Source organism: Paenibacillus sanfengchensis (genome assembly GCF_036864765.1).
Classification (GTDB): Bacteria; Bacillota; Bacilli; order Paenibacillales; family Paenibacillaceae; genus Fontibacillus; species Fontibacillus sanfengchensis.
In genome coordinates, this window is sequence record NZ_JBAGJC010000020.1 from 34,034 (window position 1) to 58,767 (window position 24,734).

Below are 24,734 nucleotides of genomic sequence, written 5' to 3' on the forward strand. Positions count from 1 at the left end.
CCCCGGTTTTCGGACAAAAAAAAGCTGCCTCCCATAGGGAGACAGCTTCTTGAGGCTGAATCAGCCTTATTATTTGCTGATAGTAACAACAGCGCCGGATCCAACTGTACGTCCACCTTCACGGATGGAGAAGCGAGTTCCTTCTTCGATCGCGATTGGGTTGATCAGTTGAACGGTAACTTCGATGTTGTCGCCAGGCATAACCATTTCAGTACCTTCTGGCAGGTTGATAACACCTGTTACGTCAGTTGTACGGAAATAGAATTGAGGACGGTAGCCCGTGAAGAAAGGCTTATGACGTCCACCTTCTTCTTTAGTCAATACGTATACTTGAGCGGAGAACTCAGTATGCGGATTAACGGAAGCCGGCTTAGCCAATACTTGGCCGCGCTCGATTTCTTTACGGTCAACACCACGGAGCAATGCACCGATGTTGTCGCCCGCTTCAGCGGAATCCAGCAATTTACGGAACATTTCAACGCCCGTAACAACGGATTTCTTAGTTTCTTCGCGGATACCCACGATTTCGATTTCGTCTCCGACTTTAACCGTACCGCGTTCTACACGACCTGTAGCAACCGTACCACGGCCAGTGATCGAGAATACGTCCTCGACAGGCATCAGGAACGGTTTGTCCACTGGACGCTCTGGAAGCGGAATGTATTCATCGATGATTTCGAACATTTCAACGATTTTCTTAGCCCAGTCGCCTTCAGGGTTTTGAAGAGCTTCACGAGCGGAACCTTGGATGATTGGAGTGTCATCACCAGGGAATTCGTATTCGTTAAGCAGGTCGCGAACTTCCATTTCAACGAGTTCGATCAGTTCGGCATCTTCAACCATATCGCATTTGTTCAAGAATACGACGATGTAAGGAACGCCTACGTTACGGGACAACAGGATGTGCTCGCGAGTTTGCGGCATTGGGCCGTCAGCTGCGGATACAACCAGGATCGCGCCGTCCATTTGAGCTGCGCCGGTGATCATGTTTTTAACATAGTCGGCGTGCCCTGGGCAGTCAACGTGTGCGTAGTGGCGGTTGTTTGTTTCATACTCAACGTGTGCCGTCGAGATTGTGATACCGCGTTCGCGTTCTTCTGGAGCTTTGTCGATTTGGTCGAATGCTACAGCAGCACCGCCATATGTTTTGGACAATACAGTCGTGATGGCTGCAGTCAGAGTTGTTTTACCATGGTCGACGTGACCGATTGTACCGATGTTAACATGCGGTTTTGTACGTTCGTATTTAGCCTTTGCCATTTTAAACATTTCCTCCTTAAAATATGGATTGTTATGTTGGACTAACCAGGGAGCCCGTTCCCTTTCAGGCTCAAGGAGTTCCCCGGCTAGCAGGTACTGAATTTATTCTCCGCCTTTATTTTTGGACACGATTTCTTCGGCGATGGTTCTTGGAACTTCTTCATAGTGGGAGAGTTCCATCGAGAACACGCCGCGTCCTTGTGTACCGGAGCGAAGTGTTGTCGAGTAACCGAACATTTCGGAGAGAGGCACTTTCGCACGGATAATTTGCGCACCACCACGGGAATCCATACCTTCGATCCGTCCGCGGCGGGAGTTCAGCATACCCATAACGTCGCCCATGTACTCTTCAGGAACCGTTACTTCGACTTTCATGATTGGCTCGAGCAGAACAGCTTGACATTTGTCTTTAGCTGCCTTCAAAGCCATGGAACCGGCGATTTTAAACGCCATTTCACTGGAGTCGACGTCATGATAAGAACCGTCAACGATGGTTGCTTTAACGTCTACCAACGGGAAGCCCGCAAGGACACCATTCTTCATGGCTTCTTCAATACCTTGCTGAGCAGGCCCGATGTATTCTCTCGGAACGGAACCGCCGACGACCTTGCTGTCGAACTGGTTGCCGCTGCCTGGCTCCAGAGGTTCGAACTCAACCCATACGTGACCGTATTGACCACGACCACCGGATTGGCGAACGAATTTACCTTCTACGCGAGCCGGAGCTTTGAACGTTTCACGATAAGCAACTTGCGGCTTACCAACATTCGTCTCTACTTTGAATTCACGGCGCATACGGTCAATGATGATATCCAGGTGAAGCTCACCCATACCCGCAAGGATCGTTTGGCCAGTTTCTTCATTTGTATGAGCGCGAAGCGTAGGGTCTTCTTCCGTCAATTTACCGAGAGCAACGCCCATCTTGTCTTGGTCGGCCTTGGTTTTAGGCTCAACCGCGATTTCGATAACCGGATCAGGGAAGTTCATCGACTCGAGAATAACCGGGTTCTTCTCATCACACAGTGTATCACCTGTGCCCGTATCTTTCAAACCTACGGCAGCCGCGATATCCCCTGCATAAACTTCAGTGATTTCTTGACGGCTGTTCGCATGCATTTGCAGGATGCGTCCGATCCGTTCGCGTTTGCCTTTCGTTGCATTCAACACGTAAGAACCGGATTGCAAAACACCGGAGTATACGCGGAAGAACGTCAGCTTACCTACGTACGGGTCAGTCATGATTTTAAAGGCCAATGCCGCAAACGGCTCTTCGTCGGAAGAATGGCGTTCAACTTCGCTGCCGTCTTCCAGGTGACCTTGGATGCTCGGTACGTCAACCGGTGCAGGCAGGTAGTCGATAACAGCGTCCAGCATCAACTGAACCCCTTTGTTGCGGTAAGAAGAACCGCAGATAACCGGGAAGATTTTCACTTCGCAAACGCCTCTGCGCAGTGCGGCCTTCAGTTCTTCAACGGTGATTTCCTCGCCTTCGAGGTATTTCATCGTCAATTCTTCGTCCAGCTCGGCAACCTTCTCGATCAATTCCGCGCGGAGTTCCTCTACCTTATCGGCGAGATCCGCAGGAACTTCGGCTTCTTCGATGTTTTGACCCAAATCGTCTTTGTACATGAAGGCTTTCTTCTCGATAATGTCGATGATCCCGACAAAATCATTTTCCGCACCGATCGGCAGTTGGATAGCAACTGCGTTCGCTTGCAGACGATCGCGCATATCACTAACAACGTTCAGGTAGTCCGCACCGATGATATCCATTTTGTTTACATAAGCGATCCGAGGAACGCCATAACGGTCAGCCTGTCTCCAAACGGTTTCAGATTGTGGCTCAACGCCTTCTTTCGCACTGAAAACGCCTACTGCCCCGTCCAATACACGCAGGGAGCGTTCAACTTCAACAGTGAAGTCAACGTGTCCCGGGGTATCGATGATATTAACGCGGTGGCCCTTCCATTGAGCGGTCGTAGCAGCGGACGTAATCGTGATACCGCGCTCTTGCTCTTGTTCCATCCAGTCCATCGTAGCAGCACCTTCGTGAACTTCCCCGATTTTGTGCGTACGGCCTGTGTAGAACAAGATACGTTCCGTCGTGGTCGTTTTACCGGCGTCAATATGCGCCATGATCCCGATATTACGTGTATTTTTCAAGGAGAACTCTCTTGCCATGAATCTGTCTCCCTTCAAAATAGAAAGTTTATTAGATTAAACCGGATCCTACCAGCGGTAGTGTGCGAACGCTTTGTTCGCTTCGGCCATTTTGTGCGTATCTTCGCGTTTCTTCACGGAAGCGCCTGTGTTGTTCGATGCGTCGATAATCTCGGCAGCCAAACGTTCTTCCATCGTCTTCTCGCCGCGGTTGCGGGAGTAGTTTACGAGCCAACGTAATCCCAAGGATGTACGTCTTTCCGGTTTAACTTCGATAGGTACCTGGTAGTTGGCACCGCCGACACGGCGAGCTTTAACTTCCAGTACAGGCATGATGTTCTTCAGCGCGGCTTCAAACACTTCCATTGGGTCATTCCCCGTACGTTCTTGGATGAGGTTGAACGCGTTGTACAGAATGCTCTGAGCAACGCCGCGTTTACCGTCGAGCATGATGCGGTTGATCAGACGAGTAACGAGCTTGCTGTTATACACCGGATCTGGCAACACGTCTCTCTTTGTAACTGGACCTTTGCGTGGCATAGTTATCCCCCTTTCAGTATTAATCCAAACCTAGCGGTTCATTAAGTCACCTTGCGGTCAACTTAGGATTTTTTAGCTTTTGGACGCTTAGCGCCGTATTTCGAACGAGCTTGCATGCGGTTGTTCACACCAGCTGTGTCCAAGGCTCCGCGTACGATGTGATAACGTACACCCGGAAGGTCCTTAACCCGGCCGCCGCGAATCAAAACCACACTGTGCTCTTGCAGGTTGTGACCGATCCCTGGAATGTACGCCGTTACCTCTACGCGGTTCGTCAAGCGAACACGAGCATATTTACGAAGTGCGGAGTTCGGTTTCTTAGGAGTCATAGTACCCACACGAGTGCAGACACCGCGTTTTTGCGGAGAGCTCAAATCCGTTGCCTCACGCTTCAGGGCGTTGAAACCTCTTTGCAGTGCTGGCGATTTCGATTTGTACACTTTGTCTTGACGTCCTTTACGGACGAGTTGGTTAATTGTTGGCATGTTAGTTGCCACCCCCTTCCTCAAATTTTCCAAGCTTCTTACAAACCTTTTTTTAAGCCCACAGACCCAGGCGGTTCATAAAAGAACAAATGAAAAGTTTTTGCCGAAAGCTTCCCTTCAACAAAAACATTCCTATCAACTATTGTCTTACGATCGCAGCCATTGCCGCTCCGACATCAATCCCGCAAGCTTTGCCGAGATTGACCATCGTATCCACCATCGTTACCTTGACGGAACGTTGGTTGCACAGCGCAATGATCTTCGAAGTAAGGCGCGGATCTGCATCTTCAGCTACGTAAACCTCATCGGCTCGTCCCAATTCCACCATTCGCATGGTTTGCTTGGTGCCGATCTTGACATGAGCGTCCTGTAAACCTTTATCATTAGACATATCTACGTCCTCCAAAGAAACAGGGATATCCGTACTCACGCACTTTGATATATTAGCATTCCGAGTAGATGATGTCAAGCGATTGTTTTGAAGCTTGGAATAAATTATTCATATAACCGTTACAACCAACTGGCGGTAAAAGAAAGCAGCAGCGGTCTGCGCTCGAGCCAAAACCCGAACCGCCACCCGCTGCTGCATAACTTCTATTCTACAGATACCGGCTCCAGACTTTCTTCCGCGGTATCTTCGCCTTCCGGCTCTTCGAATTGAACGCTGCGGTAACGGTTCATGCCTGTACCCGCAGGGATCAATTTACCGATAATGACGTTCTCTTTCAGGCCGAGGAGTTTATCCACTTTGCCTTTGATCGCGGCATCGGTAAGCACCCGTGTCGTCTCCTGGAAGGAGGCGGCGGACAGGAAGGAATCCGTTTCGAGCGATGCCTTGGTGATCCCGAGCAGGACCGGTTTGGCCACGGCCGGCTCTTTGCCGGACAGGATCGCATCCTTGTTCGCAACTTCATATTCGTGCAGGTCAACGAAGGAACCCGGCAAGAGCGGCGTATCTCCGGCATCGACGATGCGAATCTTACGCAACATTTGTCTCACCATAACTTCGATGTGCTTGTCGTTGATTTCTACGCCCTGGTTCCGGTAAACGCGCTGAACTTCCTGAAGGATATAGTTCTGCACGCCGCGTATCCCCTTGATGCGCAAAATTTCTTTCGGGTCGATGGAACCGTCCGTGAGCTCGTCGCCCGCTTCGATTTCCTGCCCTTCGCTTACGCGCAGGCGGGAACCATAGGTAACGGAGTACACTTTCGTTTCCGCTTCGCCTTGTACCTCGATTTCGCGGCGGTCCTTGGCTTCGCGGATTTCCTTGATGACGCCGTCGATTTCACTGATCGTGGCTTGACCTTTCGGGTTCCGGGCTTCAAAGAGCTCCTGAATCCGCGGCAAACCTTGGGTGATATCGTCACCGGCTACGCCCCCGGTATGGAACGTACGCATGGTGAGCTGGGTTCCCGGTTCACCGATCGATTGCGCGGCGATAATGCCGACCGCTTCCCCGATTTCAACGTGCTTGCCTGTCGCCAAGTTGCGGCCGTAGCATTTTTTACATACGCCATGGCGGGCGCGGCAGCTCAGCACGGAACGGATTTGCAGCTTCTCGACACCGGCGTTGACGATTTCATGCGCCTTGTCGGAATCGATCAACTCGTTGCGGTGAATGATAATCTCACCCGTTTGCGGATGTTTGACGGTCTCAAACGAGTAACGTCCTTCAATCCGGTCATACAGGCCTTCGATGACCTCTTTGCCGTCCTGAATAACGCTGACCATGAAGCCTTTATCCGTACCGCAATCTTCCTCGCGAACGATAACGTCCTGGGCCACGTCGACCAGACGGCGGGTCAGGTAACCCGAGTCCGCGGTCCGGAGGGCGGTATCCGCCAGCCCCTTCCGCGCACCGTGCGTCGAAAGGAAGTACTCGAGGACTGTAAGGCCTTCGCGGAAGTTCGATTTGATCGGGAGTTCGATGATCCGACCCGACGGGTTGGCCATCAGCCCCCGCATACCGCCCAGCTGGGTAATCTGCGATTTATTACCCCGGGCTTTGGAGTCAACCATGAGCATGATGGAGTTGTAACGGTCCATCGACTTCATGAGCACATCGGTAATCCGGTCCTTCGCTTTGGACCAGATCTCGATAACGCGGTCATAGCGTTCTTCGTTAGTAATCAGACCGCGGCGGTATTGCGTCGTAATCACTTGTACCTTCTCATCGGATTCCTTCAGAATCGCCTGTTTCTCATCAGGTACGATAACGTCGGCCACAGCGATACTTACGCCCGCACGGGTCGAATAGGTAAACCCGGTTTGCTTGATCCGGTCAAGGATAACCGAAGTTTCGGTCGTATGATAGATCTCGAAGCAGCGGCCGATAATTTCGCCGAGGTATTCTTTACCTACGCCGCCCGCTTGCTTCGCCGCAAAAATTCGCTCTTTGATATCGGCGCCTTTTTCATAAATGAAGTAGTCTTCCGGCGTGCCTTGGAACAGGTTCGCTCTGGAAGGCTCATTAATGTAAGGGAAGCTTGCCGGGAAAATATCATTGAAGATAATCTTCCCTACCGTCGTGATGAGCAGCGCTTCTTGCTGTTTCTCGGTGAAGCTGGTCTTGCCGAGCGCTTTGACCGGAATCGCCACGCGGGCATGCAGAGCGGCCGTACCGCGTTGGTAAGCGGAGAAGGCCTCGTTGACCGAACCGAGAATCATGCCGGCACCTTTGGCTTCCTTGTTGTCCATCGTCAGGTAGTAAGATCCGAGGACCATATCCTGCGAAGGCGTTACAACCGGCTTGCCGTCTTTCGGGTTCAGGATGTTGCCGGAGGCCAGCATCAAGATGCGGGCTTCGGCCTGGGCCTCCGCCGACAACGGCACGTGCACGGCCATTTGGTCACCGTCAAAGTCGGCGTTGTACGCCGTACATACGAGCGGGTGAAGCCGGATCGCGCGGCCTTCCACGAGGATCGGCTCGAACGCTTGGATTCCGAGTCTGTGAAGCGTAGGGGCACGGTTCAGCAGAACCGGGTGCTCCTTAATCACTTCTTCGAGGACATCCCATACTTCCGGACTAACGCGTTCCACTTTCCGTTTCGCGCTCTTGATGTTGTGAGCCAGACCTTTGTTCACGAGCTCTTTCATCACGAACGGCTTGAACAGTTCCAGCGCCATTTCTTTCGGCAAACCGCATTGGTACATCTTCAGGTAAGGACCTACGACGATAACGGAACGACCGGAATAGTCAACCCGTTTTCCGAGGAGGTTCTGCCGGAAGCGGCCCTGTTTCCCTTTCAGCATGTGGCTGAGCGATTTCAATGGGCGGTTCCCCGGCCCGGTAACCGGACGGCCGCGGCGGCCGTTATCGATCAGAGCGTCAACGGCTTCTTGAAGCATCCGCTTCTCGTTTTGTACGATGATGTCCGGCGCGCCCAGATCAAGCAGGCGCTTCAGACGGTTGTTCCGGTTGATGACGCGGCGGTACAGATCGTTCAAGTCGGAGGTCGCAAAGCGGCCGCCGTCCAGCTGTACCATCGGACGAAGCTCCGGCGGAATGACCGGAAGCACGTCGAGAATCATCCATTCCGGCTCGTTGCCGGAACTTTTGAACGCCTCGATAACTTCCAGGCGCTTGATCGCACGGTTACGGCGTTGGCCTTGGGCCGTGCGCAGCTCTTCTTTCAAGAATTCCAGCTCTTTGTCGATATCGAGATCCTGAAGCAACTTCTTCACCGCTTCGGCACCCATGCCGGCTTGGAAGCCGTAGCCGTATTTCTCGCGGTAGCTGCGGTATTCTTTCTCGGACAGGAGCTGCTTTTTCTCCAGCGGAGTTTCCCCCGGATCCGTAACTACATAAGATGCAAAATAAATAATCTCTTCCAACGAACGCGGCGACATGTCGAGCGCCAGCCCCATCCGGCTTGGAATCCCTTTGAAATACCAAATGTGGGAAACCGGTGCGGCCAGTTCGATATGCCCCATCCGTTCGCGGCGCACTTTGGCTCTCGTCACTTCGACGCCGCAGCGGTCGCAGACAACGCCTTTGTAACGAACGCGTTTATACTTACCGCAATGACATTCCCAGTCTTTGGTCGGACCGAAGATTTTCTCGCAAAACAGCCCTTCCTTTTCCGGTTTCAGCGTACGGTAGTTGATCGTTTCCGGTTTCTTCACTTCTCCGCGGGACCAAGAACGAATTTTATCCGGGGAAGCGAGCCCGATTTTCATATACTCGAAGTTGTTGACGTCCAACAAGGAGCATCCCTCCTTAACCAAGTCCTGATATTGACATTTTCCGGCTATACATCATCTCTGGGCGGCGGCGAACCCGCCGCCAGGGATGCTTATTCCACTCCGACTTCCGCGCCTTCCAGGTTCAGACTCAGTTTGTCCCCGGACGCATCGTCTTCGTCGTCGATTTCCTTCATCTCGATCTCTTCTTCGTTCTCGGTGAGGATCTTTACGTCCATCCCCAAGCTTTGAAGCTCCTTGATCAAGACTTTAAACGACTCCGGCACACCAGGTTCTGGCACGTTCTCGCCCTTGACGATGGATTCGTAGGTTTTCACCCGGCCGACCACATCGTCCGACTTGACGGTCAAAATCTCTTGCAGCGTATAGGCGGCGCCGTAAGCTTCGAGCGCCCAAACTTCCATTTCCCCGAAACGCTGTCCGCCGAACTGCGCTTTACCGCCGAGAGGCTGCTGCGTAACGAGCGAGTAAGGACCCGTGGAACGGGCATGGATTTTATCGTCAACCATGTGCGCCAGCTTGATCATATGCATGACGCCGACGGTGACTTCACGTTCGAACTGTTCGCCAGTTCTACCGTCGTACAGGATGGTTTTACCGTTGCGTTGCATGCCGGCCTCTTCCATCGTGTCGAAAACGTCGTACTCGTTCGCACCGTCGAATACCGGCGTCGCCACGTGGATACCGAGCTTCAGCGCGGCCATACCCAGGTGGATTTCCAGCACCTGACCGATGTTCATCCGCGAAGGAACGCCGAGCGGGTTCAATACGACTTGAACAGGCGTGCCATCCGGCATGAACGGCATATCTTCTTCCGGTAAAATACGGGCCACGACCCCTTTATTACCGTGACGTCCGGCCATCTTGTCGCCTTCAGATATTTTACGTTTTTGGGCAATATATACCCGAACGAGTTGATTTACGCCCGGCGGCAATTCGTCGCCGTTCTCGCGGGTAAAGACCTTCACGTCCACGACGATCCCGTCAGTACCGTGAGGCACGCGCAGCGAAGTATCGCGCACTTCGCGTGCTTTCTCCCCGAAGATCGCATGAAGGAGCCGCTCTTCCGCAGTCAATTCGGTGACGCCCTTCGGCGTTACCTTACCGACAAGGATGTCCCCTGCGCCGATTTCCGCACCGACACGGATAATGCCGCGCTCGTCAAGATTGCGGAGCGCCTCTTCCCCGACGTTCGGAATATCGCGGGTAATTTCTTCCGGCCCGAGCTTCGTATCGCGGGCTTCGGATTCATATTCCTCGATGTGAATCGAAGTATAAACATCCTCTTTCACGAGCTTTTCGCTAAGAAGGATCGCATCCTCGTAGTTATAGCCTTCCCAAGTCATGAACGCAACGACCACGTTGCGGCCAAGCGCCAATTCGCCCATTTCGGTGGACGGCCCGTCCGCGAGGATATCGCCCTTCTTGATGATATCGCCGCGTTTCACAATCGGACGCTGGTTGATGCATGTTCCTTGGTTCGAACGCATAAATTTGTGTAATTTATATTTAACAAGATCGCCCTTCACTTCCTTGCCGTCCACCGTCTCGATCCGGCGAAGCCAGATTTCGTTGGCGGCCGACCGCTCGATAACCCCGTCGTATTTCGAAACGATACATACGCCGGAGTCTTTGGCCGATTTATGCTCCATCCCGGTCCCGACGAGCGGAGCCTTAGGAATCAGAAGCGGAACCGCCTGACGCTGCATGTTCGAACCCATCAGGGCACGGTTGGAGTCATCGTTTTCCAGGAACGGAATCAACGCGGTAGCGACGGATACCACCTGTTTTGGCGATACGTCCATGTAGTCAACACGATCGCTCGGCATCGTCAAAATGTTGTCGGACTGCTTATTGTAACGAACGATAACATTCGCGTCGCGGAACGTATTGTCCTCATTGAGGACCGCGTTCGCCTGGGCGATGATGTAGTTATCTTCCTCGTCCGCGGTCAGATAAGCGATTTGATCGGTAACTTTGCTGGTGTTCGGATCGACCCAACGATAAGGCGCTTCGATGAAGCCATATTCGTTGATCCGTGCGAACGTCGACAAGGAGTTGATCAAACCGATGTTCGGACCTTCCGGCGTCTCGATCGGACACATCCGGCCATAGTGGGAGTGATGGACGTCACGCACTTCAAAGCCCGCGCGTTCCCGCGTCAAACCACCAGGTCCGAGTGCGGACAGACGGCGTTTATGCGTAAGTTCCGCAAGCGGGTTTGTTTGGTCCATGAACTGGGACAACTGGGAGCTGCCGAAGAACTCTTTAATCGAAGCGATCACGGGACGAATATTGATCAAAGCCTGCGGCGTGATCACGTTCGCATCCTGAATCGACATTCTCTCGCGCACAACACGTTCCATCCGGGACAAACCGATACGGAACTGGTTCTGCAGTAATTCGCCTACGGAACGCAGTCTGCGGTTACCCAAGTGGTCGATATCGTCCGTGCTGCCGATGCCGTGGAGCAGGTTCAGGAAGTAGCTGATCGACGAGATAATATCGGCAGGCGTAATATGCTTCACCGATTTATCGATGTTGCGGTTCGCGATCACCTTCACCACTTTGCCGTCCTCGATCGGCGAGAAGATATCGATCGTTTGCAGCGGCACGTCGTTGGCATCCAAAACGCCGCCGGCGACATGGTAGTTTTTAAATCCTATCGAGTTCTCCAGGTACGGAAGAATTTGATCCAACAGACGACGGTCTACCATTTGGCCGGCTTCGGCGATAATTTCACCGGTATTCGTGTCGATCAAAGATTCCGCCAGACGCTGGTTGAACAGACGGTTCTTGATGTGCAGCTTCTTGTTGATTTTATAACGTCCGACATTAGCCAGATCATAGCGCTTCGGATCAAAGAAGCGGGCTACCAGCAAGCTCTTGGCGTTTTCAAGCGTCGGCGGCTCGCCCGGACGAAGACGCTCGTAGATCTCGATGAGGGCCTTTTCCGTAGAATCCGTGTTATCCTTATCAAGCGTGTTGCGAATATATTCATCGTTCCCGAGAAGATCCAGAATCTCGGCATCCGTGCCGAAACCGAGCGCGCGAAGCAGCACGGTCACAGGAATTTTACGGGTACGGTCGATCCGAACGTAGATAATGTCCTTCGCATCCGTCTCCAATTCCAGCCATGCGCCACGGTTCGGAATCACAGTAGCGGTATAGGTCTTCTTACCGTTCTTATCTACTTTAGTGCTGAAATAGACGCTAGGAGAGCGAACCAACTGGCTGACAATAACCCGTTCCGCACCATTAATAATGAAGGTGCCGGTTTCCGTCATCAGCGGGAAATCCCCCATGAAAACTTCCTGCTCTTTGACTTCGCCGGTTTCTTTATTAATGAGCCGGACTTTTACCCGAAGCGGCGCAGCATACGTGACATCGCGTTCCTTCGCGTCGTCTACCGTATACTTCGGTTCCCCGAGACTGTAATCGATAAATTCCAACACCAGATTTCCGGTGAAATCCTGAATCGGCGAAATATCTTGGAACATCTCCCGAAGGCCTTCTTCCAAGAACCAATCATAGGATTTCTGTTGGATTTCGATCAGGTTCGGAACTTCGAGTACCTCGTTAATTCGTGCATAACTTCGCCGAGTGCGTCGACCATATTGAACAAGATGTCCTGCCAACTTATACTCACCCCTCATGTCTACTCACTTAAAAATTTATTGCGAACCCGTGTTTGTGCCCTTATAATAGGACCATACGGATTCATCTACACAAATAAAGAAAAGCCCTTATCGAATGCTTTCGAAAAAAGAGCATCATTATCCGTGCCATTTCCAGCCTGATGTCCCCCGTATTCAGTAGATTTACCCGAAATGTACATATTATACGTGAAGCGATGTGATTTTATACATCGCCTGCGTAAAACATTCTATTCCGTTAAGCAAAGCCACAGAGGGCATCCTAATACTGACATTTTATAATAATAACACAACGGACTCTGCAAGTCAAACCCTATTTTGCCGCCTTGTAGATGCGGTAACCCTTATCCTTCGTAACTTCCTCCACCTGACGAAACAATGTCTCGAGCTTCTGCTTTGCCGACGGCGCCCCTTGCTTCTTCTGAATTACAATCCACAATTCGCCACCATCCCTTAATCTTGCAAATGCTCCTTCAAAAATAGCATGGACCGTTTCCTTTCCTGCCCGAATCGGTGGATTGGTCAATACCACATCGAATTCCCGTTCACCCAGCGCCGCAAACAAATCGCTTTGCAGCACGGTAACGTTGGCAATCCGGTTCGCCGCCGCATTCTCCCGTGCCAATTCCACGGCCCTGCTGTTGACGTCGATCATCGTGACATGGCCCTGACTCGCCAGTCTGGCTGCCGCCAGCCCGATCGGTCCGTAACCGCAACCAACATCCAGCACTTCGGCCTGCTCCGGTATATCCATCGCTTCAATTAACGTGCGGCTCCCGAAATCAACGCCTCCTTTGGCAAAAACACCGGCATCGCTCGTAAAGCGAAAGGAATGTCCGCGCAACGTAGTATCCCACGTTTTTCGGTTATGTGCCGCAGTAGGTTCATTCGTGTAATAGTGATCAGGCATCGTCCAAGAACTACCTCCGTTAAACGCTATTAAAATGCTTTTGAGACTGGGGATCCCTTGCAATCTATCTCAAATCCGGATCCGTGAGCAAAAGAGCACCAGGCCCAAAAACTAAAACTTCATTCGACTTGCCCCAGGGTTAAAAGAAACCCCTTGAATCATATTCAAGGGGTTTGCTTTTTAAAGAAAAGTGATTACTTCACTTCTACAGTTGCGCCTGCTTCTTCCAATTTTGCTTTGACGGAATCGGCTTCTTCTTTGCCTACTTTTTCTTTCAACGGTTTTGGTGCGTTGTCAACCAGGTCTTTGGCTTCTTTCAAGCCGAGGCCAGTGATTTCACGAACCACTTTGATAACGTTGATTTTGGATGCGCCTGCGTTAGTCAGGATTACGTCGAATTCAGTTTGCTCAGCCGCTTCAGTTGCGCCGCCGCCGCCACCAGCTACAACTACAGGAGCTGCAGCAGTTACGCCGAATTCTTCTTCAATTGCTTTAACCAGGTCGTTCAGTTCAAGAACGGTCATGCCTTTAATTGCTTCCAAGATTTGTTCTTTACTCATGATAGAACCTCCATTATTTGAATTTTATTGTTTTAAATGACCTCTTTGAAGAAAGTCTTACGCGCTTGCGCTGCCTTCTTCTTTCTCTGCAACGGCTTTGACAGCCAAAGCAAAGTTGCGAACCGGAGCTTGAAGCACGCTGAGGAGCATCGAAAGGAGACCTTCGCGGGAAGGAAGATCCGCCAGCGCTTTGATTTGGTCCACGCCTACAACGCGACCTTCAACCACGCCACCTTTTACTTTCAACGCTTCGTTCTTCTTCGCGAAATCGCTCAGAATTTTAGCTGGAGCTACTGCATCTTCCGTACTGAACGCGATTGCCGTAGGACCCGTCAATACTTCGTCCAGTTCAGTCAGTTCAGCAGCCGCCGTAGCACGACGAACGAGCGTGTTCTTCAGCACTTGGAACTCGATACCAGCTTCACGAAGCTGTTTGCGCAATTCCGTAACTTGTGCAACGTTCAGACCGCGATAGTCCGCTACTACAGTTGTCGCGCTTTCGCGCAATTTCGCAGTTACGGCATCAACGGCTTCTTGTTTTGCTTGAATCACTTTTGCGTTTGCCAACCTGTACACCTCCTGATAGATTTACTCGGCTCTCTTCATATCCATGAAAAAAGCCTCCGTAGAATCACGAAGGCCTGATGAATCATCAACTACAGAAAAACTGCAGTACACTGATATTCTATCACAACACCTCGGTAGGAAATTAAGCCTCTTTGGCACCTACTGTCTACGGTAAGCATATTCGAATTTTATTGTTCGCTGAGGAAACAACTCGTTTAGTTTACCAGGAGATCAACTTCAAGTCAATCTCTTTTCCCGTCGTAGCGAGCGGTATTATCTGTAAACGGCTGTATTCACGCGAGCGCTAGGGCCCATCGTCGAAGAAATCGCGATGTTCTTCAAGTATACCCCTTTGGCAGCAGCCGGTTTAGCCCGGTTCAATGCGTCGACGAGAGCTTTCAGGTTCTCGTTCAACTGCTCGGCAGTAAAGGAAACCTTGCCGATCGGCGCATGGATTTGACCTGCTTTATCCAGACGGTACTCGATTTTACCCGCTTTGATTTCTTGAACGGCCTTGGCTACGTCAAACGTAACCGTACCTGCTTTAGGGTTAGGCATGAGGCCTTTACCGCCGAGCAGACGACCCAATTTACCAACTTCGCTCATCATGTCCGGAGTCGCTACGCAGACGTCGAACTCGAACCAACCCTGTTGGATTTTGTTGATCATATCTTGATCGCCGACGTAGTCAGCACCGGCAGCTTCCGCTTCCTTAGCTTTTTCGCCTTTGGCGAATACCAGAACGCGTTGTGTTTTACCCGTGCCATGAGGCAGGACAACGACACCGCGAACGGCTTGGTCTTGTTTACGAGGGTCAACGCCCAAACGAACTGCAGCTTCAACGGTTTCGTCGAATTTCGCAGTCGCTGCCTTCTTCACCAGTTCAACGGCTTCGGAAGGCTCATATGTCGCTTCGCTGTCGATCAGCTTAGCGGCTTCCAGGTATTTCTTACCGTGTTTAGCCATGAAATTGTTCCTCCTTTGTGGTATTAGCGGAATATCCTCCCACTGGTCTTTAATTAACTTGTTCGCTAAGCGAATAACAAATTAATTAAAGGCAACTTCCGTTGCAAATGTCTTGATGTTTTTCTAGGATGTTCTGCAACTACTTCATTGCTTGTACGCCCCAAGAATTAGTCTTGGATCGTGATGCCCATGCTGCGGGCTGTACCTTCGACCATACGCATTGCCGATTCAACGGAAGCCGCGTTCAGGTCAGGCATTTTTTGCTCCGCGATTTGACGAACGACGTCGCGCTTCACGGTAGCCACTTTCTTCTTGTTCGGTTCGCCGGAACCCTTCTCGATCTTCGCAGCAACGCGAAGCAGAACGGCTGCCGGAGGAGTTTTGGTGATGAAAGTAAAAGAACGGTCTTCAAACACCGAAAGTTCAACCGGAATGATCAAACCTGCTTGATCGGCAGTACGAGCGTTGAATTCTTTACAGAATGCCATGATGTTGACACCCGCTTGACCCAAAGCCGGACCTACCGGAGGCGCAGGATTCGCTTTCCCTGCAGGAATTTGCAGTTTTACCACTTTGATAACCTTTTTCGCCATGTAAAACACCTCCTTGCCCTAATGGTGGTAGACGGAGCTTGGCTCCTCCCACATAGAAACCCTAAGAAACCTATATCTTTTCCACCTGAGTGTAGTCCAACTCAAGCGGGGTTTCTCGTCCAAACATGTTGACGTGAACCTTAAGCTTGCTTTTGTCGACCAGAATCTCTTCAATCGACCCGACAAAATTGGCAAACGGACCAACCTTGATGCGTACGGATTCTTTCAGATCGAACTCGATAACTGGCTTCGGTTCTTCCATGCCCATATGCTGCAAAATCTGTTCCACTTCTTCAGGGAGCAGAGGCGTAGGCTTGGATCCCGAACCCGTAGAGCCGACAAATCCGGTGACGCCCGGTGTGTTGCGAACAACATACCAAGAATCGTCGGTCTGGATCATCTCAACCAAGACATATCCCGGGTAAACTTTGCGCATGACGGTTTTCTTCTTGCCGTCTTTGTTCACCACTTCTTCTTCCATCGGAACAAGAACCCGAAATATCTTGTCTTCCATGCCCATGGACTCGACACGCTTCTCCAAATTGGCTTTGACTTTGTTCTCATACCCGGAATAGGTATGAACTACATACCATCTCTTCTCCATATCAAGCCACCTATGGACCCTTCTTAAATTATCGCTTCGATCACAGCAGAGATGCCGATATCAAGAACCCAAAAATAAATCGCGACAGCCACAATTGTACCCAGCACAATCAGCGTATAATTGGTCAGCTCTTTACGATTAGGCCAGCGAACCTTTTTAAGCTCAGCCCAGCTTTCAGAGAAAAAAGAGAACAACGACTTGAAACTACGTTTCATCCGCGACTACACCTCCAAAGACTATCTGGTTTCGCGATGAGGAACTTGCTCGTTACAAAACTTGCAAAATTTCTTCATCTCCATGCGGTCGGGGTGGTTACGCTTGTTTTTCGTTGTCGTGTAGTTTCTTTGTTTGCAATTCGTACAAGCCAACGTAATAATTACCCGCATGATGTGCACCTCCCGAAGACATTTCTTTTATGAGAAAGTCTCATGAATTGACCTGAAATTCAAAAAAGCGCAAATTTAGGCCTACCTAAAACACTTTATCACATGCCAATACCCGTGTCAACGAGCCAAACAAGCTTCCGACATCGTAAAATTGAGGTAATTCGCCGAGGGCCCCGAGTCAAAAATGGATCGCCAGGAAAGTGCTGGAATCGAATGCGTACTTGTTCCAGTATTGCTCAACTTCTCGGAGGATAAACTTCCTTCCCGTTACAAATGAAAGAGTTCCTCAATAAAAGCAAAAAAGGACGACCTTAAGTCCTCGTCCCTTGTTTCCGCGGAATAGCTTATAAAAAGATAAAGATAATGATTTCAAATTCCACCGTCACGCACTTCTAGATAACGTTCAAGCTTCCGTTTCACTCGCTGCAGCGCATTATCAATAGATTTGACGTGCCGCTTCAGATCGACCGCGATCTCCTGATACGAACGTCCGTCCAGATAAAGCATCAGCACCTTACGTTCCAGATCGCTTAGAATCTCGGACATTTTGTCTTCGAGACCGGTAAATTCCTCCTGGTTGATAATGAGCTCTTCGGGATCGCAAACCCGGGAACCGCAGATGACATCCAGCAGCGTTCGGTCGGAATCCTCATCATAAATCGGCTTGTCCAAAGAAACGTAGGAGTTCAGCGGAATATGCTTCTGCCGCGTCGCCGTCTTGATCGCTGTAATAATCTGCCGTGTGATGCAGAGCTCGGCGAATGCCTTGAACGAAGCCAGCTTGTCTCCCCGAAAATCCCGGATTGATTTATAAAGACCGATCATGCCTTCCTGGATAATATCCTCACGGTCAGCACCAATCAGGAAATAGGATCTAGCTTTGGCACGCACAAAACTGCGGTACTTGTTGATCAAGTACTCCAGAGCTTCACTGTCGCCGTTACGCACGGCTTCGACAATGTCTTCGTCATTCAGAACCTCATAGTCGAATCTAACCCATGTCTCGAGGTTGACACTCACCACAAATCCCTCCGGCTGCAACGCACGGTGCCCCGTCACTCAGTCAAGTAATACGAACAGTATATATGATGCCGCACATGAGCGTCAACAAAAAAAGTACCAAAAGATGTAAAGTCGAACTTTGTCAAGGGCATTTAGGAGGAATCCGACAGATTTCTCGCCTATTCCCTTCGCCATCTTTCGAACATCTGGCGCAGCTCGGGGCTTAATTTTCCATCCAGCGTGTTGCGGGCGGTATTGCTGCTGCGCTCCGTCAATTTCGTCTGAATCTCTTTCTCGCTTTGTTCGACCTGTGTCAATAGTTCCCTGGCCGAAATTCGTAGAGCCCCCTGCCCAAAAATCACGTGCTGCTCCACCATATCGCTAGTGGCCACATAAATTTGCCGGCGCCGGTGCCAAAGCTCACCCACCAGCCGCTCGATGCATTCGTCCGCCGTCTCCTTCTCTTTGGTGTAATAGATATCGATTTTGTATTGAGCGAACGATTTTCCGAGGCCGGGTACCCGGTAGGCATCGAAAACCACAATCACCTTTCTCCCCGAAAAGGCCTGGTAATCGGCGAGCCTCGCCAGCAGGCGGTTTCTGGCCTCCTCCAAATCATTTTTGGACAAAGCGGCCAGCTCCGTCCACCCGCCGATCATGTTGTACCCGTCCACCAGAAGAACGTCGCGCATATCGCGCATAAATGTCTATCCCTGTGCCCGGCGTCTGCGCAGCACTTCATACATCACAACGCCCGCGGCGACCGAGGCGTTCAGGGAATTCAGCCTTCCGTTCATCGGAAGTTTCAGCAGCACGTCGCAATTTTCGCGAACCAACCGGCCCATCCCCTGGTTTTCGTTTCCGATGACCACCGCCACCGAACCGGTCAAAATATCGCCGCCGCCATAGATCTCATCCTTGGCCGCGACATCGGTACCCACGATCCAAACCCCGGCCTCTTTCAGCTGTTCCATCGTCTGCACCAGATTGGTCACCCGGGCCACCGGGACGTATTCGACGGCCCCGGCGGATGTTTTGGAGACGGTAGCCGTCACGGCCGCCGAACGCCGCTTGGGAATGATCACACCGTGTACCCCGGTACATTCCGCTGTCCGCAAAATCGAGCCCAAGTTATGCGGGTCCTCGATTTCGTCCAGAATCAGCAAAAACGGCGGTTCCCCTTGCTCGACGGCTCTCGACAGAAGTTCCTCCACTTCGACATAGGCATAAGGGGCCGCCTGGGCCACCACGCCCTGATGCTGCATGCCCGGCGCCATTTGATCGAGCTTCCGCTTGTCCACAAACTGGACGACGATGCCGCGGTTCTTGGCTTCGGCCAGAATCGGCTGGGTCAAATGCTTCTGTGCGCCTTCAGCCACCCAAATTTTGTTGATTGTTCGCCCGGCCTTCAGCGCTTCAAGCAGCGAATGCTTGCCGGCGATCCATTCCTGGTCCTCCATACGTATCCTCCTGTAAAAAAATATATGTTAACGTTCAAGCCTGGTCCTGTTCATGCTTGGCAAAGCCCTGGGCAAGCAAATCCCGCATGCGGTCATGCGCCCCCGTATAGTACAGATACCCGATCAGGCATTCCAACGCGGTCGCATGACGGTAGTCCTGCACGTTCGCGTTTTTGGGAACGGTGCCGGATTTGGCGTTGCGGCCCTGCCGGACAACGTCCTTTTCCCCCTCGGTCAGCTGCGGCTCCAGCAGGGCCAGCAGCTTGGCCTGGGCCTTGGCGGAGACGTACTTGGTCGACTGCCCGTGCAGGTGGTGAGGCCGGAGATTCGGCCGGGCCATCACATGCTGGCGGACGGCGACCTCGTAGACGGCGTCGCCGATATAGGCCAGCGCGAGCGGCGGCAGCAGCCGGGCCGGCCTGGCCGGCGGCTCCGGGAACCAGAGCGCCGCGGGCTCGGGCGCCGGCGGCACGGCCGGGCTCGGCGCGCCCGGGACGGCAGCGGCGGGCAGCTCCGGGCCGCCGCCGGTTGTTCCCGGGCCCGTCATTTGCGCCGCCATCTCATGCCCTGCGGCGTATCCTCGAGCAGGATGCCCTGCTCCTGCAGCAGATCGCGGATTTCGTCGGCCCGGGCCCAATTCTTGCTCTTGCGCGCTTCCGCCCGCTCCGCGATCAGCGCTTCGATATCCTCGTCGAGCAGCTCCCGCTCCGCTTCCGCGGCGATTCGCAGCACGCCGTTCATCTCCGCGAACAGTTTATGCGCCGCCTCCAGGTCGGCGCGTGACACCTCTTGGCGCTGCAGCAGGCCGTTGACCTCGCTTACCCATTCGAACACCGCCGTAATCGCGTCCGGCGTGTTGAAATCGTCCTGCATCCTGGCGTGGAAAGCCAGCCAGATTTCGCGCAGCTTCCGCTCCCATTCCGGAGTGACCTCACCGCCATCCGGCGCATCCGCGGATTCCTCCAACCTGTAGCGCAAGTTGCTCGCGGCGTTCGCGATCCGCTCTACCCCTCGTTCGGCCTGGAGCATCGCTTCCTCCGAAAAATTCAACTGGTTCCGGTAATGGGTCGACAGCATGAAGTAGCGGATGGCTACACTGTTGTAACGCTGGAGAAGGTCCTTGACCAGGATGCCGTTGCCGAGCGACTTCGACATTTTTTCCCCGCCGATGTTAACATACCCGTTATGCATCCAATAGCTGGCCAGAGGCTTGCCGGTCAACGACTCGGATTGGGCCACCTCGCACTCATGGTGCGGGAATTGCAAATCCTGTCCGCCGCCGTGGATATCCATCGTTTCGCCAAGATGGTGGCGCGCCATCGCCGAGCACTCGATATGCCAACCCGGCCGGCCTTTGCCCCAAGGGCTGTCCCAATGGATTTCCCCCGGTTTCGCGGCTTTCCAGAGCACGAAGTCCTCCGGATTTTCTTTGCGTTCGTCCACCTCGATGCGGATGCCGAACTGCAGTTCCTCGATATTTTGACCCGAGAGCTTGCCGTAGCCCGCGAATTTTTTGGTGCGGAAAAAGACGTCCCCGCCGCTCTCATAAGCATATCCTTTGCTTTCCAGCTCGCGGATAAACGCGATGATGAGCTCCATGTTCTCCGTCACCCGGGGGTTGGCCGTCGCTTTGGGGATGCCCAGCCCCTCCAGGTCTTTATAATAGGCGTCGATAAACATCGAAGCGACCTCGGGTACAGTCATCTTCATCTCTTCGGCTTTGCGAATCAGCTTATCATCCACGTCCGTAAAATTGACAACGTAGTTGACCTCATAGTTTTGATTTTCCAAATAGTTACGAACGACGTCGAAAAAAATCACCGGCCGCGCATTCCCGATATGGATATACCCGTATACGGTCGGCCCGCACACATAAATGGAAGCCTTTCCTGGCTCCCGCGGGACAAAATTCTCCTTCATTCGCGTCAGCGTGTTATAGATTTGCAGCGCCATAGCAATGTTCCTTTCCGCTAAAAAGTTCTATTATTATTGTACCCTTGATTCCCTGCCGTCATGGTCGTTCTTTCGGGAAACGTTATGCGTGAATCTATTTTGTCATTTTTTCTCCAGCACTTCCGGCCGGGTCTTGTTCCCCTGTTGAGGATGTTCCCCTTGTTGATCTTGCTTTATCTGCCGCTCGTTCAGCTCAGGCTGCTCAGATCGCTCATGTCGCTCCTGCTGTTCTTGCCGCTCTCCCCTCAAGCGCTCCACTTCACTTTGCAGCCGCTCAATCTCCTGCTGAAGCGAGCGCAGCGCATCGACAACCGGATCCGGCAGCTGGTGGCTGAGGCGATCCAGACGTTTGCCGCCCTGACGGACCACTTTTCCCGGGATGCCGACTACTGTGCTTCCGGAGGGAACTTCTTTCAAAACAACCGAATTTGCCCCGATGTTGCTTTGATCCCCCACCGTGAAAGAGCCCAAAATCTTCGCTCCGGACCCGATAACAACGTTGTTGCCGATGGTCGGATGGCGTTTGCCCTTCTCTTTGCCGCTCCCGCCCAATGTAACGCCTTGATAGATCACCACATCATCGCCGATTTCACAGGTCTCCCCGATCACCACACCCATCCCGTGGTCGATGAACAGCCGGTTCCCGATCCGGGCGCCCGGGTGGATTTCGATTCCGGTGAAAAAACGGCTGACCTGGGAGACAATGCGGGCCAGCGTAAACCACCGCCTGCGGTAAAAGGCATGGGCAATCCGGTGGCTCCAGATGGCGTGCAGGCCGGAGTAAGTGAACACGACTTCAAACCAGCTTCTGGCCGCGGGATCGTTTTCGAAAACCGCCTGGATATCGGATTTCATTCTTTTAAACATAAGCGTTCCCCCTCTTTCTGCTTACGTCTCTCACGGTAAGTTGGATTAAGAAACCGCCTAATCCGCCAAAGCTACTGCGAACATCCGTCGTTCGGTGAGCTTGGAGCTCTGATCGAGCTTGGCACATTTAACATCCAGCAGGCGCAGCGGACATCGCTCCAGCTCACCCATGCCGATCACCCGTCCGCCTTATCAAGTTACTCCAACTAACTAATCGCCTCACTCCTGCTTACTCCCCGCCATTGGAGATTTCCGCGCAACTGTGGCACGAGTGCATAAAACATTAACGGGAAAACCTCCCGTTAATTCGGCTCTTTTCGCCTTCTGGGGTCAATTTAGCGGGAATTTCTCCCGCTAATTTCAACAATATGGGGAGATCGAGCCTCTGCCGCGGAAATTAGCGTGAGGTTTTCCTGCTAATTGATAGCCGCAGGCGATACGGCCTAGTTTAGCTGGAGGTTTTCCTGTTAATTTTCGGACGCGGCCACTCGCTCAAATTTAGCTTGAGGCTTCCTCGTTAAAGTTCCGTTTCCGGGCGATCGAGCATTGGCTGCGGTATTTCTCCGCCGCACGCCGCACTATGAAAAAAAGCGCCCCTGCAGCTTTCGCTGCAGAGACGCCGATTAATGTGCGTGGTTCCACTCTGCTTCGGATAGACGGTTGGGCCGGGGGCCTCCTGCTTGGATCGAGCTGCTTGAAATATGCCGCGGATCCGCCTGCATCGGCCTGGATTCGCCGACAACACGCCGACATCCGTCCGCGATCTGCCGATCTGCCCGGCATGGCCGAGCGCAGCTTCCCGATTCTATCCCTCATCGCGTCCTTAACGCGGACAATACGGCAGCTTCTACCCGCACCAAATGGTTAGGCGCGCTCGACGCTGCGGCTCCCGGGTGCATTTCCGCCGCGCGTATTGGGATAACTCTCAGCCTCCGCCGCGCTTAAAACGCGGCTTTCGGTTACCCTCTCTGGTCAATACGTACGCGATGCGTACTTCTCCCGATCCTTGCCGTTGCCTATATCTTACCTGATTGTCTGCAAAACTGACAATAAAGATTTCATGTTAAGCGCCACGGATTTGCGACTTCAGCCGGTCGATCACACGGTCGCGGCCTAGCAAATAGATCGTCTGATTCAAATCGCGGCCATGCGTTTGGCCGGTCAATGCCACACGGATCGGCATAAAGAGCCCTTTGCCTTTGGCGCCGGTTTCTTTCTGCACTTCTTTGATCCAAACGGCGATCTGCTCCGGCTTAAACTCGGCGGAGGAGGAAGCCTCCACCTTGCCCAGGAAAGCGCTCATGACTCCCGGCACCTGCGGCTCCGCCAGTACGGCGGCCGCCTCCGCATCCACCTCCAGATGGGTGCGGAAGAAGAGGTCCGACAGCTCTACGATGTCCGAAGCCGCCGTCATCTGCTCCTGATACAGCACGACGAGCGCCTTCGCCCAGGTTTCCTGCTCCGGCGTCAATTCCGCCGGCAAGCGGGACGCCGCCTGCAGGTGCGGAATGGCCAGGGCGGCCACCCGGTCCGGATCGGCGTTTTTGATGTAATGGTTGTTCAAGTGGGCCAACTTGTGCTTGTCAAAAACGGCCGGACTGCGCGATAGCCGGTTCGCGTCAAAGATCGAAATCAGCTCTTCCCGGGAGAAAATTTCTTCTTCCCCTTCCGGCGACCAGCCCAGCAGAGCGATAAAATTAAACAACGCTTCCGGTAAATAACCCAGCTTGTCGTACTGCTCGATGAACTGAATCACCGATTCGTCGCGTTTGCTCAATTTCTTGTGGTTCTCCCCGACAATCAGGGTCATGTGGCCGAACCGCGGCGGTTCCCAGCCGAAGGCCTCGTAAATCATCAACTGGCGCGGGGTGTTCGAGACATGGTCTTCCCCCCGAAGCACATGTGTGATTTTCATCAGATGGTCATCGAGCGCTACCGCGAAGTTATAGGTCGGGATGCCGTCTTTTTTGACGATGACGAAGTCGCCGCTGATGTCCGATTCGAAGGTGATCGGTCCTTTGACCAAATCATCGAACGTGTAAGTGCGGCCCTCCGGCACGCGGAAACGGATGCTCGGCACCCGGCCCTCCGCCTCGAAAGCGGCGCATTGCTCCGGCGTCAAATCCCGGTGCTTCCCGGAATAACGCGGCGTTTCGCCGCGGGCGATCTGCTCCTCGCGCTCTTGCTCCAGCTCTTCTTCCGTGCAATAACAACGGTAAGCCAGACCGCGGTCGAGCAAATCCTGCCAGTACTTGCGGTAAATATCCAGGCGTTCGGTCTGGCGGTAAGGTCCGTACTCCCCGCCAACGTCCACGCTCTCATCCCAGTCGATGCCAAGCCATTTCAAATAGGTGAGCTGGCTCTCTTCCCCGCCGGCGATATTCCGCTTCACGTCCGTATCCTCGATGCGTATAATAAATTTGCCCCCATGATGTCTGGCAAACAAGTAATTAAACAACGCCGTTCTGGCGTTGCCGATATGTAAATGCCCCGTAGGACTCGGCGCATAACGCACTCGAACCTCTGTCACTGTAATCCCCTCCCGATTTTATCCTTCTT

The 24,734-nt window shown here is 52.7% G+C and carries 22 protein-coding genes and 1 other annotated feature; all 22 genes read right to left on the bottom strand.

Annotated elements, in window-relative coordinates; genetic code table 11:
• Nucleotides 1–69 precede the first annotated feature (69 nt).
• The 22 genes from tuf to gltX all read right to left on the bottom strand — a co-directional run bounded on the left by tuf (nucleotide 70) and on the right by gltX (nucleotide 24,705).
• A complete protein-coding gene (tuf, locus tag V4U84_RS24720) occupies nucleotides 70–1,260 on the bottom strand; it encodes an elongation factor Tu (RefSeq protein ID WP_334075712.1) in 1,191 nt (396 codons plus the stop codon).
• Nucleotides 1,261–1,362: 102 nt separating this feature from the next.
• Complete coding sequence (gene fusA, locus V4U84_RS24725) at nucleotides 1,363–3,441, bottom strand: elongation factor G (RefSeq protein ID WP_334075713.1); 2,079 nt, start codon at nucleotides 3,439–3,441, stop codon at nucleotides 1,363–1,365.
• A 48-nt stretch (nucleotides 3,442–3,489) separates the two neighbouring features.
• Complete coding sequence (gene rpsG / locus V4U84_RS24730) at nucleotides 3,490–3,960, bottom strand: 30S ribosomal protein S7 (RefSeq protein ID WP_044482526.1); 471 nt, start codon at nucleotides 3,958–3,960, stop codon at nucleotides 3,490–3,492.
• Between the two features lie 62 nt (nucleotides 3,961–4,022).
• Nucleotides 4,023–4,445: a 30S ribosomal protein S12 gene (gene rpsL, locus V4U84_RS24735; protein ID WP_018753998.1), complete on the bottom strand. Its 423-nt coding sequence runs from the start codon at nucleotides 4,443–4,445 to the stop codon at nucleotides 4,023–4,025.
• A gap of 139 nt (nucleotides 4,446–4,584) precedes the next feature.
• Nucleotides 4,585–4,836, bottom strand: coding sequence for a ribosomal L7Ae/L30e/S12e/Gadd45 family protein (locus V4U84_RS24740; protein ID WP_148458026.1), 252 nt, complete (start codon nucleotides 4,834–4,836; stop codon nucleotides 4,585–4,587).
• 203 nt (nucleotides 4,837–5,039) lie between these two features.
• The gene (gene rpoC / locus V4U84_RS24745; RefSeq protein WP_334075714.1) at nucleotides 5,040–8,654 is read right to left on the bottom strand and encodes a DNA-directed RNA polymerase subunit beta'; all 3,615 of its coding nucleotides are present in this window, start codon (nucleotides 8,652–8,654) and stop codon (nucleotides 5,040–5,042) included.
• Between the two features lie 89 nt (nucleotides 8,655–8,743).
• Entirely contained in the window at nucleotides 8,744–12,289 is a 3,546-nt protein-coding gene (gene rpoB / locus V4U84_RS24750; RefSeq protein WP_334075715.1) for a DNA-directed RNA polymerase subunit beta, read from the bottom strand.
• Between the two features lie 331 nt (nucleotides 12,290–12,620).
• Nucleotides 12,621–13,217, bottom strand: a complete 597-nt coding sequence (locus V4U84_RS24755) for a class I SAM-dependent methyltransferase (RefSeq protein ID WP_334075716.1) — start codon at nucleotides 13,215–13,217, stop codon at nucleotides 12,621–12,623.
• A gap of 194 nt (nucleotides 13,218–13,411) precedes the next feature.
• Nucleotides 13,412–13,777: a 50S ribosomal protein L7/L12 gene (rplL, locus tag V4U84_RS24760; protein ID WP_334075717.1), complete on the bottom strand. Its 366-nt coding sequence runs from the start codon at nucleotides 13,775–13,777 to the stop codon at nucleotides 13,412–13,414.
• Between the two features lie 57 nt (nucleotides 13,778–13,834).
• Nucleotides 13,835–14,344 (bottom strand): 50S ribosomal protein L10, encoded by a 510-nt coding sequence (gene rplJ, locus V4U84_RS24765; RefSeq protein WP_334075718.1) that lies wholly within the window; start codon nucleotides 14,342–14,344, stop codon nucleotides 13,835–13,837.
• A gap of 37 nt (nucleotides 14,345–14,381) precedes the next feature.
• Nucleotides 14,382–14,534 (bottom strand) — a sequence feature (ribosomal protein L10 leader region).
• Nucleotides 14,535–14,617: 83 nt separating this feature from the next.
• A complete protein-coding gene (gene rplA, locus V4U84_RS24770; RefSeq protein WP_334075719.1) occupies nucleotides 14,618–15,310 on the bottom strand; it encodes a 50S ribosomal protein L1 in 693 nt (230 codons plus the stop codon).
• A gap of 167 nt (nucleotides 15,311–15,477) precedes the next feature.
• Nucleotides 15,478–15,903 carry a 50S ribosomal protein L11 gene (gene rplK / locus V4U84_RS24775; RefSeq protein ID WP_148458019.1) on the bottom strand — a complete coding sequence of 142 codons (426 nt, stop codon included), beginning with the start codon at nucleotides 15,901–15,903 and terminating at the stop codon, nucleotides 15,478–15,480.
• A gap of 70 nt (nucleotides 15,904–15,973) precedes the next feature.
• Nucleotides 15,974–16,507 (bottom strand): transcription termination/antitermination protein NusG, encoded by a 534-nt coding sequence (gene nusG / locus V4U84_RS24780; RefSeq protein WP_044482538.1) that lies wholly within the window; start codon nucleotides 16,505–16,507, stop codon nucleotides 15,974–15,976.
• Between the two features lie 23 nt (nucleotides 16,508–16,530).
• Nucleotides 16,531–16,722 carry a preprotein translocase subunit SecE gene (gene secE / locus V4U84_RS24785; RefSeq protein WP_148458018.1) on the bottom strand — a complete coding sequence of 64 codons (192 nt, stop codon included), beginning with the start codon at nucleotides 16,720–16,722 and terminating at the stop codon, nucleotides 16,531–16,533.
• 21 nt (nucleotides 16,723–16,743) lie between these two features.
• A complete protein-coding gene (rpmG, locus tag V4U84_RS24790) occupies nucleotides 16,744–16,893 on the bottom strand; it encodes a 50S ribosomal protein L33 (protein WP_071784256.1) in 150 nt (49 codons plus the stop codon).
• Between the two features lie 369 nt (nucleotides 16,894–17,262).
• On the bottom strand, nucleotides 17,263–17,913 hold the full coding sequence (gene sigH, locus V4U84_RS24795) for an RNA polymerase sporulation sigma factor SigH (protein WP_334075720.1): 651 nt from the start codon (nucleotides 17,911–17,913) through the stop codon (nucleotides 17,263–17,265).
• A 161-nt stretch (nucleotides 17,914–18,074) separates the two neighbouring features.
• On the bottom strand, nucleotides 18,075–18,596 hold the full coding sequence (locus V4U84_RS24800) for an NYN domain-containing protein (RefSeq protein WP_334075721.1): 522 nt from the start codon (nucleotides 18,594–18,596) through the stop codon (nucleotides 18,075–18,077).
• A 6-nt stretch (nucleotides 18,597–18,602) separates the two neighbouring features.
• Entirely contained in the window at nucleotides 18,603–19,355 is a 753-nt protein-coding gene (gene rlmB / locus V4U84_RS24805) for a 23S rRNA (guanosine(2251)-2'-O)-methyltransferase RlmB (protein ID WP_334075722.1), read from the bottom strand.
• 34 nt (nucleotides 19,356–19,389) lie between these two features.
• Nucleotides 19,390–19,914, bottom strand: a complete 525-nt coding sequence (locus tag V4U84_RS24810) for a Mini-ribonuclease 3 (protein ID WP_334075723.1) — start codon at nucleotides 19,912–19,914, stop codon at nucleotides 19,390–19,392.
• Entirely contained in the window at nucleotides 19,899–21,308 is a 1,410-nt protein-coding gene (gene cysS, locus V4U84_RS24815) for a cysteine--tRNA ligase (protein WP_334075724.1), read from the bottom strand. The genes V4U84_RS24810 and cysS overlap by 16 nt, the downstream gene beginning before the upstream one ends.
• A gap of 102 nt (nucleotides 21,309–21,410) precedes the next feature.
• Complete coding sequence (gene cysE, locus V4U84_RS24820; RefSeq protein ID WP_334075725.1) at nucleotides 21,411–22,175, bottom strand: serine O-acetyltransferase; 765 nt, start codon at nucleotides 22,173–22,175, stop codon at nucleotides 21,411–21,413.
• A 1,063-nt stretch (nucleotides 22,176–23,238) separates the two neighbouring features.
• Nucleotides 23,239–24,705 carry a glutamate--tRNA ligase gene (gene gltX, locus V4U84_RS24825; RefSeq protein WP_334075726.1) on the bottom strand — a complete coding sequence of 489 codons (1,467 nt, stop codon included), beginning with the start codon at nucleotides 24,703–24,705 and terminating at the stop codon, nucleotides 23,239–23,241.
• Nucleotides 24,706–24,734 lie beyond the last annotated feature (29 nt).

What these genes read in the sequence shown, in the direction of transcription:
- cysS (WP_334075724.1), bottom strand. Translation starts at nt 21,308, where the DNA reads ATGGCGCTGCAAATCTATAACACGCTGACGCGAATGAAGGAGAATTTT.
- tuf (WP_334075712.1), bottom strand. Translation starts at nt 1,260, where the DNA reads ATGGCAAAGGCTAAATACGAACGTACAAAACCGCATGTTAACATCGGT.
- cysE (WP_334075725.1), bottom strand. Translation starts at nt 22,175, where the DNA reads ATGTTTAAAAGAATGAAATCCGATATCCAGGCGGTTTTCGAAAACGAT.
- rplK (WP_148458019.1), bottom strand. Translation starts at nt 15,903, where the DNA reads ATGGCGAAAAAGGTTATCAAAGTGGTAAAACTGCAAATTCCTGCAGGG.
- V4U84_RS24810 (WP_334075723.1), bottom strand. Translation starts at nt 19,914, where the DNA reads ATGGCGGCGCAAATGACGGGCCCGGGAACAACCGGCGGCGGCCCGGAG.
- V4U84_RS24755 (WP_334075716.1), bottom strand. Translation starts at nt 13,217, where the DNA reads ATGCCTGATCACTATTACACGAATGAACCTACTGCGGCACATAACCGA.
- rlmB (WP_334075722.1), bottom strand. Translation starts at nt 19,355, where the DNA reads ATGGAGGACCAGGAATGGATCGCCGGCAAGCATTCGCTGCTTGAAGCG.
- rpmG (WP_071784256.1), bottom strand. Translation starts at nt 16,893, where the DNA reads ATGCGGGTAATTATTACGTTGGCTTGTACGAATTGCAAACAAAGAAAC.
- nusG (WP_044482538.1), bottom strand. Translation starts at nt 16,507, where the DNA reads ATGGAGAAGAGATGGTATGTAGTTCATACCTATTCCGGGTATGAGAAC.
- rplA (WP_334075719.1), bottom strand. Translation starts at nt 15,310, where the DNA reads ATGGCTAAACACGGTAAGAAATACCTGGAAGCCGCTAAGCTGATCGAC.
- rplL (WP_334075717.1), bottom strand. Translation starts at nt 13,777, where the DNA reads ATGAGTAAAGAACAAATCTTGGAAGCAATTAAAGGCATGACCGTTCTT.
- secE (WP_148458018.1), bottom strand. Translation starts at nt 16,722, where the DNA reads ATGAAACGTAGTTTCAAGTCGTTGTTCTCTTTTTTCTCTGAAAGCTGG.
- V4U84_RS24800 (WP_334075721.1), bottom strand. Translation starts at nt 18,596, where the DNA reads ATGCGCGATATGCGCGACGTTCTTCTGGTGGACGGGTACAACATGATC.
- fusA (WP_334075713.1), bottom strand. Translation starts at nt 3,441, where the DNA reads ATGGCAAGAGAGTTCTCCTTGAAAAATACACGTAATATCGGGATCATG.
- rpsL (WP_018753998.1), bottom strand. Translation starts at nt 4,445, where the DNA reads ATGCCAACAATTAACCAACTCGTCCGTAAAGGACGTCAAGACAAAGTG.
- rpsG (WP_044482526.1), bottom strand. Translation starts at nt 3,960, where the DNA reads ATGCCACGCAAAGGTCCAGTTACAAAGAGAGACGTGTTGCCAGATCCG.
- V4U84_RS24740 (WP_148458026.1), bottom strand. Translation starts at nt 4,836, where the DNA reads ATGTCTAATGATAAAGGTTTACAGGACGCTCATGTCAAGATCGGCACC.